The 16,790-nt window shown below is 62.9% G+C and carries 12 protein-coding genes and 1 pseudogene; 1 reads left to right on the forward strand and 12 read right to left on the reverse strand.

Annotated features, from left to right (window positions below; genetic code table 11):
* Positions 1-16 precede the first annotated feature (16 nt).
* The 9 genes from WFR25_RS21790 to WFR25_RS21830 form a co-directional block, all read right to left on the reverse strand.
* A complete protein-coding gene (locus tag WFR25_RS21790) occupies positions 17-1,621 on the reverse strand; it encodes an inorganic phosphate transporter (RefSeq protein WP_336973653.1) in 1,605 nt (534 codons plus the stop codon).
* 113 nt (positions 1,622-1,734) lie between these two features.
* Positions 1,735-2,553 carry a YncE family protein gene (locus WFR25_RS21795; protein WP_336973656.1) on the reverse strand — a complete coding sequence of 273 codons (819 nt, stop codon included), beginning with the start codon at positions 2,551-2,553 and terminating at the stop codon, positions 1,735-1,737.
* Between the two features lie 74 nt (positions 2,554-2,627).
* Complete coding sequence (locus WFR25_RS21800) at positions 2,628-4,019, reverse strand: glycosyltransferase 87 family protein (protein ID WP_336973658.1); 1,392 nt, start codon at positions 4,017-4,019, stop codon at positions 2,628-2,630.
* 118 nt (positions 4,020-4,137) lie between these two features.
* A complete protein-coding gene (locus WFR25_RS21805; RefSeq protein ID WP_336973660.1) occupies positions 4,138-5,286 on the reverse strand; it encodes a TonB-dependent receptor domain-containing protein in 1,149 nt (382 codons plus the stop codon).
* Positions 5,283-6,371 (reverse strand): endonuclease/exonuclease/phosphatase family protein, encoded by a 1,089-nt coding sequence (locus WFR25_RS21810; protein WP_336973661.1) that lies wholly within the window; start codon positions 6,369-6,371, stop codon positions 5,283-5,285. Before WFR25_RS21810 ends, WFR25_RS21805 begins: the two co-directional genes overlap by 4 nt.
* A 118-nt stretch (positions 6,372-6,489) precedes the next feature.
* Positions 6,490-7,659, reverse strand: coding sequence for a glycosyltransferase (locus WFR25_RS21815; RefSeq protein WP_336973663.1), 1,170 nt, complete (start codon positions 7,657-7,659; stop codon positions 6,490-6,492).
* 4 nt (positions 7,660-7,663) lie between these two features.
* Positions 7,664-8,155 (reverse strand): DUF2141 domain-containing protein, encoded by a 492-nt coding sequence (locus WFR25_RS21820; RefSeq protein WP_336974998.1) that lies wholly within the window; start codon positions 8,153-8,155, stop codon positions 7,664-7,666.
* 32 nt (positions 8,156-8,187) lie between these two features.
* Complete coding sequence (locus tag WFR25_RS21825; RefSeq protein WP_336973664.1) at positions 8,188-9,150, reverse strand: hypothetical protein; 963 nt, start codon at positions 9,148-9,150, stop codon at positions 8,188-8,190.
* The gene (locus WFR25_RS21830; protein WP_336973667.1) at positions 9,147-10,373 is read right to left on the reverse strand and encodes a glycosyltransferase; all 1,227 of its coding nucleotides are present in this window, start codon (positions 10,371-10,373) and stop codon (positions 9,147-9,149) included. The genes WFR25_RS21825 and WFR25_RS21830 overlap by 4 nt, the downstream gene beginning before the upstream one ends.
* A gap of 249 nt (positions 10,374-10,622) precedes the next feature.
* On the opposite strand from WFR25_RS21830, the pseudogene WFR25_RS21835 reads away from it, so the two are divergent.
* Positions 10,623-11,930, forward strand: a pseudogene (locus tag WFR25_RS21835) (MFS transporter); the annotation flags it as partial.
* 77 nt (positions 11,931-12,007) lie between these two features.
* Here WFR25_RS21835 and WFR25_RS21840 read toward each other — a convergent pair.
* Genes WFR25_RS21840 through WFR25_RS21850 form a run of 3 tightly spaced genes read right to left on the reverse strand, consistent with a single transcriptional unit; the run spans position 12,008 to position 16,685 of the window.
* Positions 12,008-12,997 carry a phospholipase C/P1 nuclease family protein gene (locus WFR25_RS21840; RefSeq protein ID WP_336973668.1) on the reverse strand — a complete coding sequence of 330 codons (990 nt, stop codon included), beginning with the start codon at positions 12,995-12,997 and terminating at the stop codon, positions 12,008-12,010.
* A 23-nt stretch (positions 12,998-13,020) separates the two neighbouring features.
* Positions 13,021-14,199 carry a YdcF family protein gene (locus WFR25_RS21845; protein WP_336974999.1) on the reverse strand — a complete coding sequence of 393 codons (1,179 nt, stop codon included), beginning with the start codon at positions 14,197-14,199 and terminating at the stop codon, positions 13,021-13,023.
* On the reverse strand, positions 14,199-16,685 hold the full coding sequence (locus tag WFR25_RS21850; protein ID WP_336973669.1) for a TonB-dependent receptor: 2,487 nt from the start codon (positions 16,683-16,685) through the stop codon (positions 14,199-14,201). Before WFR25_RS21850 ends, WFR25_RS21845 begins: the two co-directional genes overlap by 1 nt.
* Positions 16,686-16,790: the final 105 nt, after the last annotated feature.

Below are 16,790 nucleotides of genomic sequence, written 5' to 3' on the forward strand. Positions count from 1 at the left end.
GGGGCGCTCCTTCCGATCAGAATATCTGCGAAAAGAGCATGTAGAGCAAGCCCGCCAACAGGATCGAGACCGGCAGGGTAAGCACCCAGGCCATCAGCATGTTGCGGATGGTGTTCATCTGCAAGCCCGAACCATTGGCGGCCATCGTGCCCGCGACGCCGGAGGAAAGGACGTGTGTGGTCGAGACCGGCAGGCCCAGATGATCAGCGCCGAAGATCGTGGCCATCGCCACCAGTTCGGCCGACGCGCCCTGCGCATAGGTCAGGTGGCTCTTGCCGATCTTTTCACCCACCGTAACGACGATCCGCTTCCACCCGACCATCGTGCCAAGGCCGAGCGCAAAGGCGACGGCGACCTTCACCCAGGTGGGAATGAACCGCGTGCCCGTGTCAAGCGACCCCTTATAGGTCGTCAGCGTGGTGAGCTTGTCTTCGGACAGGCCGGTGGACTTTTCCTTGCCCAGCCGTTTGATCGCTTCGGACGCGAGATACATGTCGTTGCGGATATTGCTGACGGCAGCCGCCGGCACCTTTGCCAGCGAGCCATATTCGCCGACCTGCCGGTCAATGTCGGAGACGAGGACGGAGAGAGCCGGCAGGGTGTCAGGCGAAAAGCGCTTGTCGGCGATATAGGTCGTGACCTGCCGACGGGCCTCGGCTGGCGTCTCGGTCGTTGCCGTGCGCGGCCCCAGCGCACCCGCCGCAGCCACGGAATTGGCATGGAATTCAGCGCTATATTTCGCCGGAACGGCCCGGTTGAGCGCATAGGCGGTCGGCACGGTTCCGATCAGGATCAGCATGATGAGGCCCATGCCCTTTTGCCCGTCATTGGACCCGTGGGCGAAACTGACGCCGGTGCAGGTGAAGATCAGCAGGGCGCGAATCCAGGTCGGCGGCGGTACGCCGTCCTTTGGCTCCTGATAGAGCGCCTTGTTGCGAATCAACAGCTTCATGGCGAGGAACAACAGCGCTGCAACGCCAAAGCCGATCAGCGGCGAGACGAGCAGCGCCTGCCCGATCTCGGTCGCCTTGCTCCAGTCCACGCCTGACGTGCCGCTCTTGCCGTGCAGCATCGCATTGGCGACGCCGACGCCGATGATCGATCCGATCAGCGTATGCGAGCTGGACGAGGGAATGCCCAGCCACCATGTCGCGAGGTTCCAGACGATCGCCGCGATCAACAGCGCGAACACCATGGCGAAACCGGAATTGGAGCCGACTTGCAGGATCAGTTCGACCGGCAGCAGCGACACGATGCCAAAGGCGACCGCGCCGGTGGAGAGCAGCACGCCCAGGAAATTGAAGAAGCCCGACCAGACCACCGCCACATTGGCGGGCATCGCATTAGTGTAGATGACCGTCGCGACGGCATTGGCCGTATCATGAAAACCGTTCACAAATTCGAAGCCGAGCGCGATCAGCAGCGCGACGAACAGCAGGAGGAAAGGCAGATAGGCCGTCGCATGCACGCCCGCTGCGTTCGCGTCCGCGTAAATGCTGTAGGCGACGTAGAGAAGAGCGGCGGCGATCGCAGCGCCGAAACCGATCTTGCCCGCCAGACCCAGTCCCTTGTCCAGATCCGGGCGCACGCCATGCTGATTCATCGCAACTGTAGCGTTCATCGACTCGCCCTTCCGGAATGTTTCTCGTCTCTTGCTAGGAGCATTCCGTGACAAGCGCGTTGCGGTGCGCTTTCATGATCGAGGCCAAGCCATTGTCAGGCTCCGGCCCCTTTTCAGCCATCGGCAATGACGCTGGCGACCATTTCGGTTTTTGCACGATCGATGGACCACAGACGACCGGGCTGGACGGGATCCCAGTCGATCGCCTGCCCTGGCGTAGCGATGCCGATCGTGCGACGCAGCTCCAGCCGTGATCCGGCGGCGGGCAGCAGTAATTCGTACATTTCCGGGCGGTCATGGCCGGTGACGTAGAGGCGGCCATCCTTGCTCCAGCTAAGGCCTGAGCAACTGAACGGCGCAAAGCGGGCCAACACCTCCGCCGGGAACGTCCAGGCCGATTCCTGCCGGAAAGCATCGTCCAGCCGCGCCAGCAGCGTGTAACGATAGTCCCGGTTCGGTTCGCCACCCTTGCCCGCATAATTGGCATAAACCGCCCACCATTTCCCGTCATGCCGGTCAAGCGCGGTCAGGGAACCGGGGGCGAAGCCCAGGCTGACGGTGCGCACATGGCGCATCGTGCGCGTATCGAAAATCTCGATCGCGCTGGTCTGGGGTAGCTGTGGATAGTTGGACGCGGCACAGACCAGTTCATGACCGGCGACAGTGCAACTGTTCATGTGCGGAAACAGGCGACGCTCCCCTTCCCATTGGGCGACCCGCTTGCCGGTGGCGATGACATATTTGCCAATCCGGTCATTATCGATCGCATAGACATGCGTGCCGTCCGACGCGACACCCTGATGCGCTTCGGGCGCCGCGAGGCGGATGGCGGCGGGAGACGGCGGCGGGGAAGCCTTGTCCGCAGCCTCCTGCCCGATCGCTGGAAACACACCGGCGAGGAGGCTGGTGATTATGAACAGCAGACGTGGCATGATGGCGCGCCCTTCCAGGAAATGACCGGGCCGCGGTAAACGGCCGATGCTACCATCAGATGGCAAAATACTTACTATTTTACGTTATCCTGATGACGTCGGTGCAGCGGAGGCAGCAACAACTGCATCGCACCCGAAGGCAGCGGGACAGACCGATAACCATGGCTTCGTGCCCAGTCTGCAAGCAACGCGTCCAGCCCATGAGGGGCGGCTTGACTGGGCTGTCCTTCTCCTCCGATCAATATGGCCGCGGGTGGCAAGACATCCAGATCCGTTGCCAGCGTTTGGAAGGTTGTCGCATGGAAAGCGCGCGCCTGACTCTCCGTCAACACATGGCGCGTACGCAGCAGGAAAGGGCCGGTGACGAAGCGGCGGTCTATCGGCAGTGCAGTATCCACCGCCCGCTCTGGCGAAAGCGTGGCGATCCTTCCCGAAATACCGGCCGCAGCCACCATCCTGTCCAGTGCGCGGGCATCGCGCACAACGGCCAGAACAGGACTGTGGCGCATCCGAATATTGGCGCCGACCTCCATCGCCGTTTCGGCAAAACCGGCAATGATGCCGAGAGCGATCAGGGCATGGCCGATGACCTGCTGCCGCCAGAAAGGCGCATCCGTCAGCAGGGCGAAGCGGATGAAGAGCGCTGGTAGCAACGGTCCCAGATATTGAACGTAGATAGGACGCGGGAGCCAGGCGGCGACGAGTCCCGCGACGATCATCATGTCGAGCAGCCGTTCCACCATCGTCCGTCGCCGCGTGGCGACCAACATTATCGCGACCAGCGCGATCAGGCCGCAGCCTTGCGCCAGATGGCGCATCAGCCTGCCCAGGCTCAGGGGCCAATGCAGCATGAACGCCTGTCCATTCAGCGTCCGCCATTCGACGGGCGCTTTCACGCTATAGTCGATGATGCCGAACCAGGCCGCGTCTGGCGCCAGTCCGGCCAGCCAGATCGTAGGCACCCCGCCCAGCACGCCGCCGATGGCCAGCAGCCCGACCCTCCCGACACCCAGCGTCCGCCAGTGCAGCAGTGCGAACAGGCCGACGGCAGCGGCGGGCAGGCCATAGCTGATCTTTGCCGACGCCGCCGCGCCCAGCAACAGCCCCGCCAGCAGGGCAGGCCACCGATCGCGATCATCCCGAACCACGGAAAGGAAGGCCGCAAGTCCCGCCGTCATCAACAGCAAAGGCAGCGCATCGTTGCGCGCAACACTGCCCGCGAACAACAACATGTGGCTGGACAGCAGGGCGACCGCTGCGATCGCCGCGCCGCGGTCCGACGCTCCCGCCCGCCGGGCCGCCAGCCAGATGCAGGCGACTGCGCCCATTGCCAGCAATGCGTTGACGGCACGCAGCGCCGGAAAGAGCCATCCCTTGGCGATCCACGCCAACGGCGCGAACAGCAGGGGCTGCAACGGCGTCTGGAGATAGGCGAAGTCGCGATAAGGAAGGCCATCGCGCATCATCGCCACCGCGCCGACATATTGCCCCTCGTCATGATCAATCGGACTGAAGGCAGTAACGGCCAGCAGCAGCGCGGCGCACGCCAGCCAAATGGAGGTTCGGAACGGAATAACGGCGATCCTACCAGCCCAGCCGTGCGCTCGCCATCACCGCGCGCACCTGATCTGCGGCGTATAGCGGGCCCGACAGATCGTCGCGCATGAAGCGGCCGCTGGCGAGGCGGTCAGGGTCGGTCATATGGACCGACAGGGTCAGCGGTCGGCCTTCCGACGTCGCGCGGACATAGTCGACCCCGGCCTCGACCAGCAGGGCACGGCTATCATCCGGCACCAAGGCCGGGGCACTGTTGCGCACGATCGACAGGGCCGCACGCCAGGGACCATCCTGCCAGACCGAGCCGACCCGCAGGCTTCGCTCATGCATCCTATCGCCGCCCGAACCGCGCACCCGCGCATGGCTGTAGCGCAGCGTCCAGGACAGATGCGGGGTCATTCGATGCTGCGCCTCCAGCACGGCGCCCTCGATCCGCGCGGAGCCGCTGTTCACCGGCAGCGTACCACGTCCCACAAAGCTCAGTTGATCGTCCAGTCGCCCACCCTGCAATGCGAATGAAAGGTCGACAACAGCCGTAGCGGCCCAGTCGGCGCGCACGTGCATGCGGCTCTGCGTTTCCGGTTTCAGATTTCGGCTCAACGACAGGAAGGCGTCGCGGGTCAGCCCCATCGGTCCCCCGGTTCCGGTTTCGCCATAGGCCCGCAGCCTTTCGTCATAGCCGACCGTCAACCGCAGGTCGCGGCCCGGCTGGATGGCCAGCGTCGCGCGCGGCAGGAACCAGTCGCGCGTGCGCAGGCGTTCGCTTCCCATGCCCACGGTGACGTTAGCGTTTCGGTTACTGACCTTGATGCCATGCCAACCGAAGGATGCGACCACATGATCACCGATCGGCAACCGGTCTTCAACCATATAGCGGGTCATTCGGCTGCGCGAGAGAGCGTGGGGCGCAAATGGGGTCGCCGTCGTGATGTCGGAAAAGTGTCGTGTGGTCCGTTGCAGCCCGATCCGGATTTCCTGCACACGGTCGTCGGCGTCGATCGGATCGATCGGATCGATACGCGCCGGCATCCTGGAATAGGCATATTGCGGAGACGGCCGAAGTCCGGGATGTGGCTTCAGCGAGAAACGAATGCCGTTCTCCAGCGGTAATGTCTGTGCATGGACCGTTCCGGCAATGCAGGCCAGCGGCAGGAGCGAAGCAATGCCCCGCTTCACAGCGTCTCTCCCACCTGGTCGCGTGTCGCAACGCGGATCGGCGCAGTCAGCGCATAGTCAATGACATAGCCGAAATGATCGGACAGCGACGTTCCACCGGGTTCGGAGCCAAAGGGCACATGCGCCGCCGCGACCGGCAGAGGCTGGTCCCGTGCGTCGCGCGCGAACAGCCAGTCCTTCGCCTTCCCGCTGGCGAAGAGGAGATCACGTCGCATCGCCGCGTCAGTGCAGGCGGATTGCGCAAGAGCGCGTCGCGCGCCGCCCAGATGGGGGCCGATGAAATTCATCCCGGCTTGCGCGAAGCGGGTAAAGAAGAGGTCCGCGCGGCGGGCATCCTTGCCAATGTTCATGTCGCCGCCCAGCACCATGGGCTGGCCCGCCGGGACATGCGCAGCAACAAATTGCATCATCAGGCCCACCTGCCGCGCATAAGCGCGCTGGGAGCGGTCAATCGACACGCCCGCGGCGGCACGGGCATTGAGGTGCGTGTTGACGATGCTGACCGGCCGGTCGAATCCGGGCACCGTCAGATGCGCGATCAGGACGCCCTTGTTCGCCAGACAATCGAACCCGGCGCAGGCGAAATCGGGGAAGGCCATGCGATCGATCCGGCTGATGGGATAGTCGGACAGGATCTGCAGGCCGCTGCCCAGTTGCTTGCCGATCCCCTCTCCCCGATCCCAGCGCGCCTCGGCCAGATAGGGCCGGTCGGCGCTCCCCGCCACCATGGCTGATGGCTGCGCGGCATCCGGGCCGTGCGCGACATGGAGATAGCCCGCGCGGGCCGCGATCTCAGCGGCTTCGGGCGTGAATGCTTCCTGCAACAGAATGACATGGGGCTGTCGGCCCGATCGGCGCAATAGCGCCAGCCGGTCGGCAATGTCGCTCAGGGCCGCTTCCCGGCCCAAAGCGACCGGCCAGGGCAGTCCCTTGATATTATAGGTCATGACCGACAGCCTGCCGTCTGCCGGGCGCGACCCGGCCTGATCCCATTGCGGGGCAGGATATTGGCCGCCATGGGTCGATCCTGCGGCGGCAAAAGCGGCAAGCCCCGCAAACAGCAATGCGCGAAATGGTCTGAACATGATGACGGCCCCCCGTTTGACCGGATCATAGCGGGGCATTGAGTCACCGGCGTTTCGATTACACGGCAACGCGGTTAAACTTTGGCGGCACATCCGTCATCGAAATGACGCCAGTCTGTCACGCAGCCATTGCCTGCTCATGTGCAGCATAGATCGCGAAGAGGTCAGCGAAATGCGCGTCCATCGTGCGGGTTCCCGCAGCGGCGGCGCGCGCGGTGGCGATATGCCCCGCCGGGCCATCCGTGATGAAACGATCCAGCCGCTCGACCAGACTCCCGCCATCCACCGCCGCATAATGATAGCCCGCGCCCGGCACCAGATGATCCGCCGCCGCGCCGGCATCGGGCAGAAACATGGGTACGCCACTGGCACGCGCTTCCGCCGCGATCATGCAGAATGTCTCGGATTCGCTGCCATGGACCAGCGCGTCGGCGCTGGCGAGCAGCGTGGCAAAAGCCGCGCGGTCGGTGACGGGAGCGATCAGGCGGACATGCGGATTGCCCGCCGCCGCGCGCTGGACACTGGCGCGCGCCCGGCCGTCGCCCGCGATCACCAGCCCGATCGGACGGTCGAAGCCACTGGCCGTCACCGCGTCGATTATCATCGGCCAGCGTTTTTCGGGGGCATGGCGCCCTGCCCCCAGCAACAGCACGCCATCATCCGGCAGGCCGCATGAGGCAAGCAAGCTGCGGCGCAGGTCAGGGTCACGATGGGCGGGCGAGAAGATGCCGGGCTGTACCCCCATATGGTTGGTCACGACATGGTGAAGCCCCCCAACCTTCAGCCGCGCGGCCAGATCGTCGCTGGCGCAAACGATATGGTCGAACCGTGCATCCATCCGGCGCAGATGCCGCCAGAACCAGTCGAATCCCCGGTCGATCACCGGACGCGGCGCCAGCGCACGAAACCAGCGATAGGCATAGTTGCCCAGCGGATCGGCATGCATGATCAGGCTGCGGGGCGCGGACCCGCGCCAGTTGGCGACCATCGACGCGCTGGCCCAGGGGGTCGATGCCTCGACCAGATCGGGCCGCAGCGCATCCAGCCGGGCATGCAGCGCCGGTTCGTCATGGAAATAATGGTAGCGTCCATCGAGCGGAAAACGGCGGGCGGGCACAAATTCGATCCGGGCGTGATCATTGATGACCTCAACGCCCTCCGCCGCCGCCGGCGCGAGGATGATGACTTCGTGCCCTTCTTTCGGCCCCGCCAGCATCTTGTGCCGGACATAGGTTTTCACGCCACCGCCCCGGTCGGAGTAAAAAGCGCAGACATCCACGATACGCATGATCCTAACGCCTTTCCGTCAAGGGGCCGAAGGACAAAAGGCCCCGGCGATAATTCATGACGATCCGCTCCCGCGTCAGGCTGGCGCCCGCGACGATCGACGCCGCGCTGGCTTTGGGTTTGCCCATGCCCAGCTTTGGGTTGCCACCAAAGCCGACACCATCGACCGACAGGCCGAACTTGTGATTGCCGTCCCTGTCGTGAAGCACGCTGACGGCGTAGCGGCCGGGACCGGGCAGTCGCACGCAAAGCGTCGCCGGGTCGCCCGGTGGTATGGGCACCTCGACGCGGCGGAACGTCTTGCCCTGCGCGATCAGGATATTGTCGTCCTGAAGGAAATCGGTGTCGTTCGCCGGATAGACTTCCAGCTTCAGATTGCCATTGCGGTCCTTCAGGCCGACAATGTCGATCAGGAAGGCAGGGCCGCTTTCATTGCTGCGACAATGCGCGCCTGCCTTGCCCAGAGCGGGCGTGGAAGGAATGGCCATGCCCGACATCAGCGCCAGCGTCGATGTCCATAGTAGCGCGATCACAGGGCCATCTGCCGCCGGATGATGCCGGTGCCCCCCAGTAACAGGCCTACCAGCAGATGGGTGGCCAGAAGCAGGCTGGCGAGCAGTGCCAATATTTCGGCGATCTCTCCCTCTCGCCCGACCAGAAAGGTGGCGACCCCCGCGAAAAGCACGTCCTTGTTGGGCACGAGCGGCAGGCGCGACAGGACAAGGCGGACGGTCGACAACATCACCCACCAGCTAAGAGCGACGTCCGGCAGCATCAGGTGCCACAGCCAGGCATAGAGCAGCAGGTTGGCAACGATCCGGGTGAAATGCACAGCCGCCACCATCCGTCGTTTCGGCGCCGGCAAACTGAAGATGCGGCGACCCAGCAGCATCGGCACCAATGAGGTCAGGACCAATATGCCCAATGAAATGCCGAGCGTGCGCCCGTCGATCGCCAGCCGCAGGGACGAAAGCAACGGAAAGGTCAACGCCAGCATGGCCAGCGTCACGACATTACCCATGACACCCGACAATATGGCCGAATCCTTGACCGCGCCGAAAGGCGATCCCGCCATTCGCACATGGCGGCGCGCCCAGGTGTAGAAATAGACGTCGCCGACATATCCCAGCAGCAACTCGTTGCTGAGCCGCTTGCGGAATAATGCGGCCAGCCCGCCCGCCGGGATCGACCAGAGCCGATTGAAGATGAACCAGTCGAACAGCGGTGTCAGGCTGTAGGTCAGGGCAAATACGCCCCAAAAGAGGAGCGTGCGGGGAACAAGCCCCAGCAGCAACGGAAAGTCGATGCTGCCCAGTTGCACGAATACGGCGGCCAACAACGCCAGCGAAATGACAGGGCCGAACCAGGCAGTCCAGTTGCGGCCAGACTTGACCAGCGGCGCCGGCACGAGCAGCTCGCGCATGGCGGGACCGTCGATCAGCGGCAGCGCCGCATCGATCGGGCGAGTTGAGGCGATATCGGTACTGCTCATACGGGTTTCGCGTTGGCCCCTGGACGAAAGAATGAAGTCTTGCGCGATATGGAATCGCACGCTTGCCGTTCGGCGATCACAACGGCGAAGAGAGCGGCATAGGCCGGGACCGCCGCCTCGATCGTGCAATCGCGCACCCTGGCCTTCGCCCGCGCTCGATCCTGCATGTCGGGTTCGGCCTCCGCGATCGCTCGGGCAAAGCCACTGTCGTCACCGCATTCCACCAGCGTACCAAGTGCGCCATGGTCGAGCAGGTCGGACATGCCCGCGCAACATCGGGTGGCGATGATGCCAAGGCCGACTGACAGCGCCTCGACGACTGCGCCCGGCTGTCCTTCGTAGCGGGAGGAGAGCAGCAGCACATCATGATCGCGCAACCGCGCACGGACATCGCGGCAATGCCCCGGCAGGTCGACCCGATCGGCCAGGCCGAGCGATGCGGCAAGGTCGACCAGCGCATCACGGTCGCTGCCCTCACCAAAAATGGTCAACCGATCATGGGGCCGGGCACCTGCGGCAAAGGCACGCAGCATTGCGGGATAATCCTTCTGCCGCTCCAGCCGCCCGACCGCCACGAACCGCCGCCCCAAGCCAACGGGCCGGCGCTGGTCCAGATTCGGTTCCAGGTCGAAATCGTCCAGCACGGGATTGGGAACCACATGGATGCGATGGGACGCAACGCGCATGAACGCCTTTACTTCGGCACCCATGGGTGCCGACAGCACGGCAAAATGATCAATCGCCCGCCCCTGCATCCGCAACCAGACACGATAGAGCGGGCGGATCGCACGCGGCAGATCCTGTCGGTACAAGTCGTTGCTGATCTTTGCGACAATCGGTGGACAGGCGGCGCCGAGCAACAGCTTCAGCAGGACAGGGATGATCGTATAGGCATTGCCGGGACAGAATAATAAGGCTGGCGGCGCGAAACGTAGCTGACGCCCAAGGGTCGCAACCAGGCGCGCCATTGACCCTCGCATTCCAATAACTGGCCAAGACCGCGCGACAAGATAATGCCCCGATGGCCGCTCCATCGGTCCGGCTTCGGCTCCGACCAATATGGCGATGTCCAGTCCCTTGCGTCGCAAGCCGTCGGCCAGGCGCAGGGCAATTCGTTCGACACCGCCCGGGCCAAAACCCTTCAGGAAAAACAGTATACGCGGATCGAAACCGTCCGAACTTTTCCGAGGGTCAAAGCCGACCGATGGATCTACGCGTGTCATGGCCTGTGCCCATGGCCGCGCTATGTAACATCCTGATGCCAGTTCAATGACTGGTCCGTGACGATCAGATCTATGGCGAGAAAAAATTAAAGCTGGTGACTTACAGAGCAAAATCGCGAACGTCTTGAATGGGTCGCCCCTACAGAAAGAACAATCGTCGCAAAAATGTAAGAGTTCCGACCTAAGCGCGCATCTTCATGCTGGCATTTTGAATTGCGGGCATAGGTCAAGCGGATTTCAGTCTAACCGATGTCCTGTATCAAAAGGGGTGAGAAACCCAATTTGGCTTCCCTGCTGAGCCGGGGCGGGCGCGAAGGCCGTTTGTTTGCCTACGCATCGGGCAATTTCGGCAAGGCGCTCATATTCTCCGGCGCCGACGTCACCATCCTTTTTCTTTTGACCGATTTACTCGGCCTGTCTGCAACAATGGCAGGCTCCTTGATGCTCATCGCTCTGTGCGGCGATCTTGTCTTCGATCTGCTTGCGGCTCAGTTGATCATCCGTCTTCGCCGCTCCGGCAGAGGCTATCGCTGGATGGTCGCCGTCGCCGCCATTCCCTGCGGCACAGCCTTCGCCATCCTCTATGCCCTGCCGGCGCTGGGGATGCACAGGCTTTGGGTGATCGCCTGCGCGCTGCTGGTGTTTCGCAGCGCCTATGCGGTGATCGACGTGCCACATAACGCGCTGATGGCCCGGATTACCAGCGACAGCCGGGCGCGCGGGCGGGTCTCGGGCTACAGGCTGCTCTTCAGTACGGCGAGTGCATTGGTCATCGCGACGATCCTGACGCCATTGGTGCAGGCGGCGGGACGCGATCAGGCCTTCGACAGGCTCGCGACCACCGGGATCATCACCGGCTCCATATTTGCGCTGACGATGATCCTGTGCGCGCTTACGTCGAGCAGCGGCGAGACCTGCCCGGCTACGACTGGACCAGAAGGAGATGGGATCGCCATACCGCTGCGTGATCCCATGGTGCTGGGCATGGCCCTTCTGGCACTCATCACCGGCTTTGCCGCACCGGCCTTTGGGCGAATGCTCCTCTACATCGGCACATATGTCGTTCACCTCCCCGATCTGGTTCCCACGCTGCTGCTGGCGCTGACGGTGGGACAGTTCATGGGCGTCCTCACGTGGACGGCGCTGACCGGACGTTTCAGCAAGAGCAGGCTGCTCGCCATGGGCCATGGCGTAAGCGCCATCGGCATCCTCCTCTTCGCCCTGTGCCTCCAATCACCCGATGCCCTGCCAGCTTGCGCGGTCCTGATCGGTTTCGGTTTCGCCAGTGTCTATATGCTGCCCTGGGGCTTGCTGGCGGATGCGGTCGATATCATTCACTGGCGTCATGGCCGACGGTTCGAAACTGGGCTTTTCGCCTTCTATCTGGTGATCGTGAAGGCCAGCGCCGCCGCCTCCATGACGCTGATCGGCTGGGTGCTGGGGTCGCTTGGTTATAATCCGGACAAGGCGCAAACGGCCATTGTCCAGGCGGCCATGCTGGGCCTTGGGCTAGGCGTGCCGATCGCCGGTTGCCTCGGTGCCATGCTTCTCATGCAGCGATTCCAGATGGGTCATGCCTGCCATGCGCGCTTGCTCGCCGCCTTGGCATACCGGAGCAAGCGCGCATTGCGTGCTCAGTCGGGCGCTGAACCCGTTTCCGGATTGAACGCAGGGTTGCTGAAGTCGAGCGGGGATGGTTCGACCTTCACAGGTTCCGTAGCGCTTTCTGCCCAGGCCCGGACAAACATGTCGCGCAGCATCGATGCGCCTGCCGCAGTCCGCTCATAGATCAGCGCGCGTACATCCTTGTCGGCATGGTTCGAAAAACCGTCGCGCTTTTCGAGTTTGTAGACGGCTTCCATCTTGTTTCCGGCCACGTCGAGAAAAGCGAGCACCGCCTCGAACATGTCGCCGGTGCGGTGCTGAGGCGCACCGATGCGGGGCGCGATGTCCGTGGCGGTCAATTGCATGCCGTCGACGAACAGGCTTTCGAAGCGACCATGAATACTCTTGTCGCGCGTATATTCCCTGGGGTTATCACCCCGCCAGCCATCGGAATTGACCGAGTCATGGAGCGGCTGCGCGCCGTCCCCGATATAATGACCCAGACGAATGGCCTGAAACGCGCAATGCTGCTCGGGCACCGATGCGTCGCGGCCTTCCGCCTGCGCCTTGCGCACGTACCGCATACAGACAATCAGCCGCTCATAGGCTTCGATTGCGGCATAGGGCAGCGTGCCGGTCCAGCGGATATTGGTGCGCTGCGCGGTCAGCGGATCGCTGTCCTTGATCCGTTCATACTGCTTGTAAAGGGCGAGGACGAATTCATGGCGTGAACGCGGAATGGGCTTCACGAAGGTGAATTGTTCCCGGAACCAGCCATGATTGGGGTCCTCGTCCATCTTGGAGAAATTCTCCGCATCCCCTCGCCAACTGTCGGGCAAGGAGGCCGAGGCCGCGATATAGTCGACATATTTGCGCAGGAATGTGGGGCCATCGTCGGGAATAGCCTCGATGGCCGCGCGGTCGATCACCGAATGCGCGGTGCCGCCCCACGCCCGAGCGGTCGTGGGATGAAGGGCCAAGGCGCTGATTGTGGCAAGGGCGGGGGCAAGGAAACGCATCTTCATGCTCCGTTCTGACGGGTTCAGGGATCAAGCGGATCGCGCGGATCGACCCGCGCGGAGGCACGGGCGGCACGAAACACCAGTTCAGTGGGGGAAAGACGCTTGCCGATCTGTCCCGGCTGATAACCCAGTTCGTCATTGTTGCGCTTCACGAACAAAGGGCTTTCGATACTGGCGCTTTGGCCCGGATTGCAGACGATCAGCGTGTCATGGTCCAGCGGCGCCCCTATCGCCATCAGCAGGCGCGCGGCGTTGCGCAAATTGGTCGTGGTGTGACGGGCATAGGGTTCGATCAGGATCGCTTCGGCCGGTATCCCATAACGCTCGATCAGCGCCTCGCGCATTTCCCGAGCCTCGGTGAACCGGGTCGCGCGCGGATGCGCCTTGCCGCCGCTAACGATGATGAACGGGGCCTCGCCCTGCGCGAAGCGATTTGCGGCCAGACGCAGATGATATTTGCCAAAGGGACTGAGCGCCATGTCCGCCACTTCCGGGCCGACGCCCGTGACGATCAGGGCGGTGTAGCGATAACGGCTCCAGTCGACGGTTTTCGCGCGCCGCATCGGCAGGTCATTGCTGCCCCCGGTTAGTGGATCGAAGCTGATCGCGTCAGTGCGGTCGCTCGCGTCCAGCAGAGCCAGCGCATAGTCGATGCTGGGATCCAATGCCTGCGCCGATCCGTCGCGCGGCGTGCGTGACAGCCAGTCGGCGGCCTGAAGCCGTGCCTGCCGCTCCTGCGGGTCGATCGTTCCTGCCCCGTCAATCTGGGGATAAGGCGGAACCTGGCCCAGACCATAAGTCCGCACGATGCTGTTGATGCCTTCAATCTCGCGCCGCGCCTGCGCTGCGCTGCCATCGTCGGACGCGGGAAGGCCGGCTGGCAATTTCGCCGCACGGGCGATGGCCTCCACCTCTGCCGGGTTCCACACGATCGCCTGCGCGGAGCAGATCAGATCCGGTCCGCACGCCGCCCACCGGGCCTGCCGAATGCGGAGCAAGGCACCGACTTCAGGACTGGACTTGAGGGCGTCGAGCGCGGCCGGATCACGACCCAGCGCATCAAGTAGCGGGAAGAGGCGCTGCGAGAGCCGCTCGATCACGACGTCGCGAGCCGCCCCGGCCGAAGCCGGGGCAGCCGCGAGCGCAACCGAAGCCGCCGTAACGAACAAGGCTGTCATCCTTGTCAGGCGGCCCGCCATCACCAGGACTTGCTGATAACGAGGCGGAAATTGCGGCCAAAGATCGGACGACCGTAAATCGCTTCCGAACTGCCCTGCCCGCTCAGCGAATCCGTGCGGGTATTGCCTTCGGTCAGACCATGGGCGTTGAACAGATTGTCGCCCACGACCTGAAGTTGCCAACTGCCTTTGCGCGCCGTCACGCCCGCGCCGATCGTACCATAGGCAGGCAGCGCGGTATTGTTGTAGAGATCTACATAGCGCTTACCCATATAGGTGTAGCGGCCATAGACGGAGATGTCCGCTTCCCCGGTCTGGAAATCGAAGCTGGGGCGGATATTGCCATAGACCTTCGGCTGGCGGACGATCTGGTTGCCTTCCGCCTGCTCCGGATCGGCCCCGGTCGCGCTGGCGAAATTCTTATATTTCGGATCGCTGATGGTGAGCGCGCCGTTGAGCTTGAACCAGGGCGTCAGGGCCAGAGAGCCATCAAACTCGATGCCCTTGACCTGTGCTTCGCCGATGAAGGGTATATTGACGTCGTTGCGCCCCGTCGTCGGGTCAAAGGCCAGAAAGGACGCGTTAAGCGGGTCGAAATTGGTGTAGAAGCCGGTGATGTAGAGATAGGAGCGACCCGAGGCGAGCTTCAGCCCCGCTTCGAACTGATCGGCGACCGTGGTGATGATGGTCGGGTTGATGCTCATCACCGTCTGGACGTTGGGCGGCGTTTCCAGATGCGAGGCGCGGCCATAGATGCCGATGTTCCGGCTGAAATCATAGTTCGCGCCGACCGTCCAGTTGGTGACATTGGGCTTCAGCTTGGCATTGACGATCACGCCGCTGAAAGCCCGCGTGGTGTCATCGGCCAGCGTCGTGGCATCACCCAGATTGACCTGCTCGGTCAGCGCCGCCCAGCCCTTGTAATCGTAGCGTTCGTGGCGAATGCCCCCATCGATACGCAAACCCGGTACGATCTCCCAGGTGTCGTTGGCATAGAGCGCGAACATCTTCGCGTCCGAATCCCCCTGGTTGAGCGTGGCGGCATAGTTCAGCACGCCATTGTCGGTAACGCGGCCCAGTTCGGCGCCGGTGGCGCTGTAGGCGACCAGATCGAGCGTCCGCGGCTGGCCCGCCACCTCGATCAGGTAATTCTGATAGGTCGTGCGGCTGCTCTCGCCATAGGCGCTGGCATAGAAGCCAAGTTTGATGTCGTGGCTGCCGATGCCGGTGTCGAACCGCTTGGCGACCGAAAAATCGCCTTGCGCCGAATAGAATTTCGAATGAATGTCACGATACTGACCCTGCATCACCAGACCCGATGCCGCATAGGGATCATAGGCCGTGTTGGTGCCCGCCAGAACATAACCGAACGAGGCGACATTGCCGAACGCGCTGGTGGCGCGGGCGAGATAGCCGTTGGCAAAGCCATTGCCGTCAGCCGGGTTGGTGGTCGAATAGAAAGCCGTGAAATCCAGCTTGCCTTGCGTGTAGCCGGCCTTGGCCGACACCAGCCAGCCATCGAAATCCGCCTCATATTGCGCGCCGATGTTGAACATCTGCATGTGGCGGCCGTCGGACAGGTCGCTGGTGCGGTTCTGGATCACGCCCGCGCCGTCGCGATATTTCAGGTTCACGTTCCGCAGTGCAGGCGAATTCATCGTCCCGTCGAAAAAGTCGATATACTTGTTCAGCGAAACGCTGGGATCGCGCGGGTCCGCGATCGGGATCGGCAGGTAGAAGACGTTGTGGTCGTTGACATAGTTCAGGCTCAGCTTGATCGAGCCATTGTCCAGATCATGCTTAATGTTCGCGCGGATCTGGCCGCCCTTGTCGTTGGGGAAGCCATTGTCGCGATAGCCGTCATGCTGGCGCAGGAAGCCGCCGATGGCATAATAGGTATTCTCGCCCAGCGGCCCTGCCTGATAGGCGTCCAGCCGGTAGAGGCCAGTGTCGCCCAGCGTCAGTTGCGCCTTGCCGCGCGGCGTATCGCTGCCGGTCACGGTGATGGCGTTGATGATCGCGCCCGAATAGCTGGCATAGACCGGTGCCGGGCCGCCACGCACGACTTCGACGTGATCGGTCATCAGATCCTGCTTCAGGATCGCATCGCCGCGGAAAAAGACGCCGTCATTCTCATGGAACAGCGGCAGCCCGTCCTGCTGGAAACTGACGAAGCCGCCATCATTGGGCAGACCACGGATACGATAGATATTCTGCACCTCGCCACCGGTAATCTCGGTCTGGAAACCGGGAAGCTGGCCGATCAGGTCGGCGAAGTTCACCGGCGCGATCTTCTCTACATCTTCGCTGGAAATGGTGTTGATCGCATAGGAGACATCGAAGCGGCGCTGCGCGCGGGTCGAGCCTGTGACGATGATCTCGCCCGGCCCATTGTCCGCCTCTGCACCCTGTGGCGCGGGGGTGGTGTCCTGGGCATGGGCAGGTGTGATGGTAGTGGAGCACAGCGCCGCGAGGGCGGTGCCGGTGGCCAGAAATGTCTTAAGCATGGAACCCCTCTTTCAATCGTTCCGGGGCGCCCTGATGCATCAGTATGACGTTTTTAATTATTGTTGTGAAAATAAATAAATCTGCCTAGCGCGCCTGATCGCTTA

Origin of the sequence: Sphingobium aromaticiconvertens, from assembly GCF_037154075.1 — a bacterium.
Taxonomy (GTDB): Bacteria; Pseudomonadota; Alphaproteobacteria; order Sphingomonadales; family Sphingomonadaceae; genus Sphingobium; species Sphingobium aromaticiconvertens.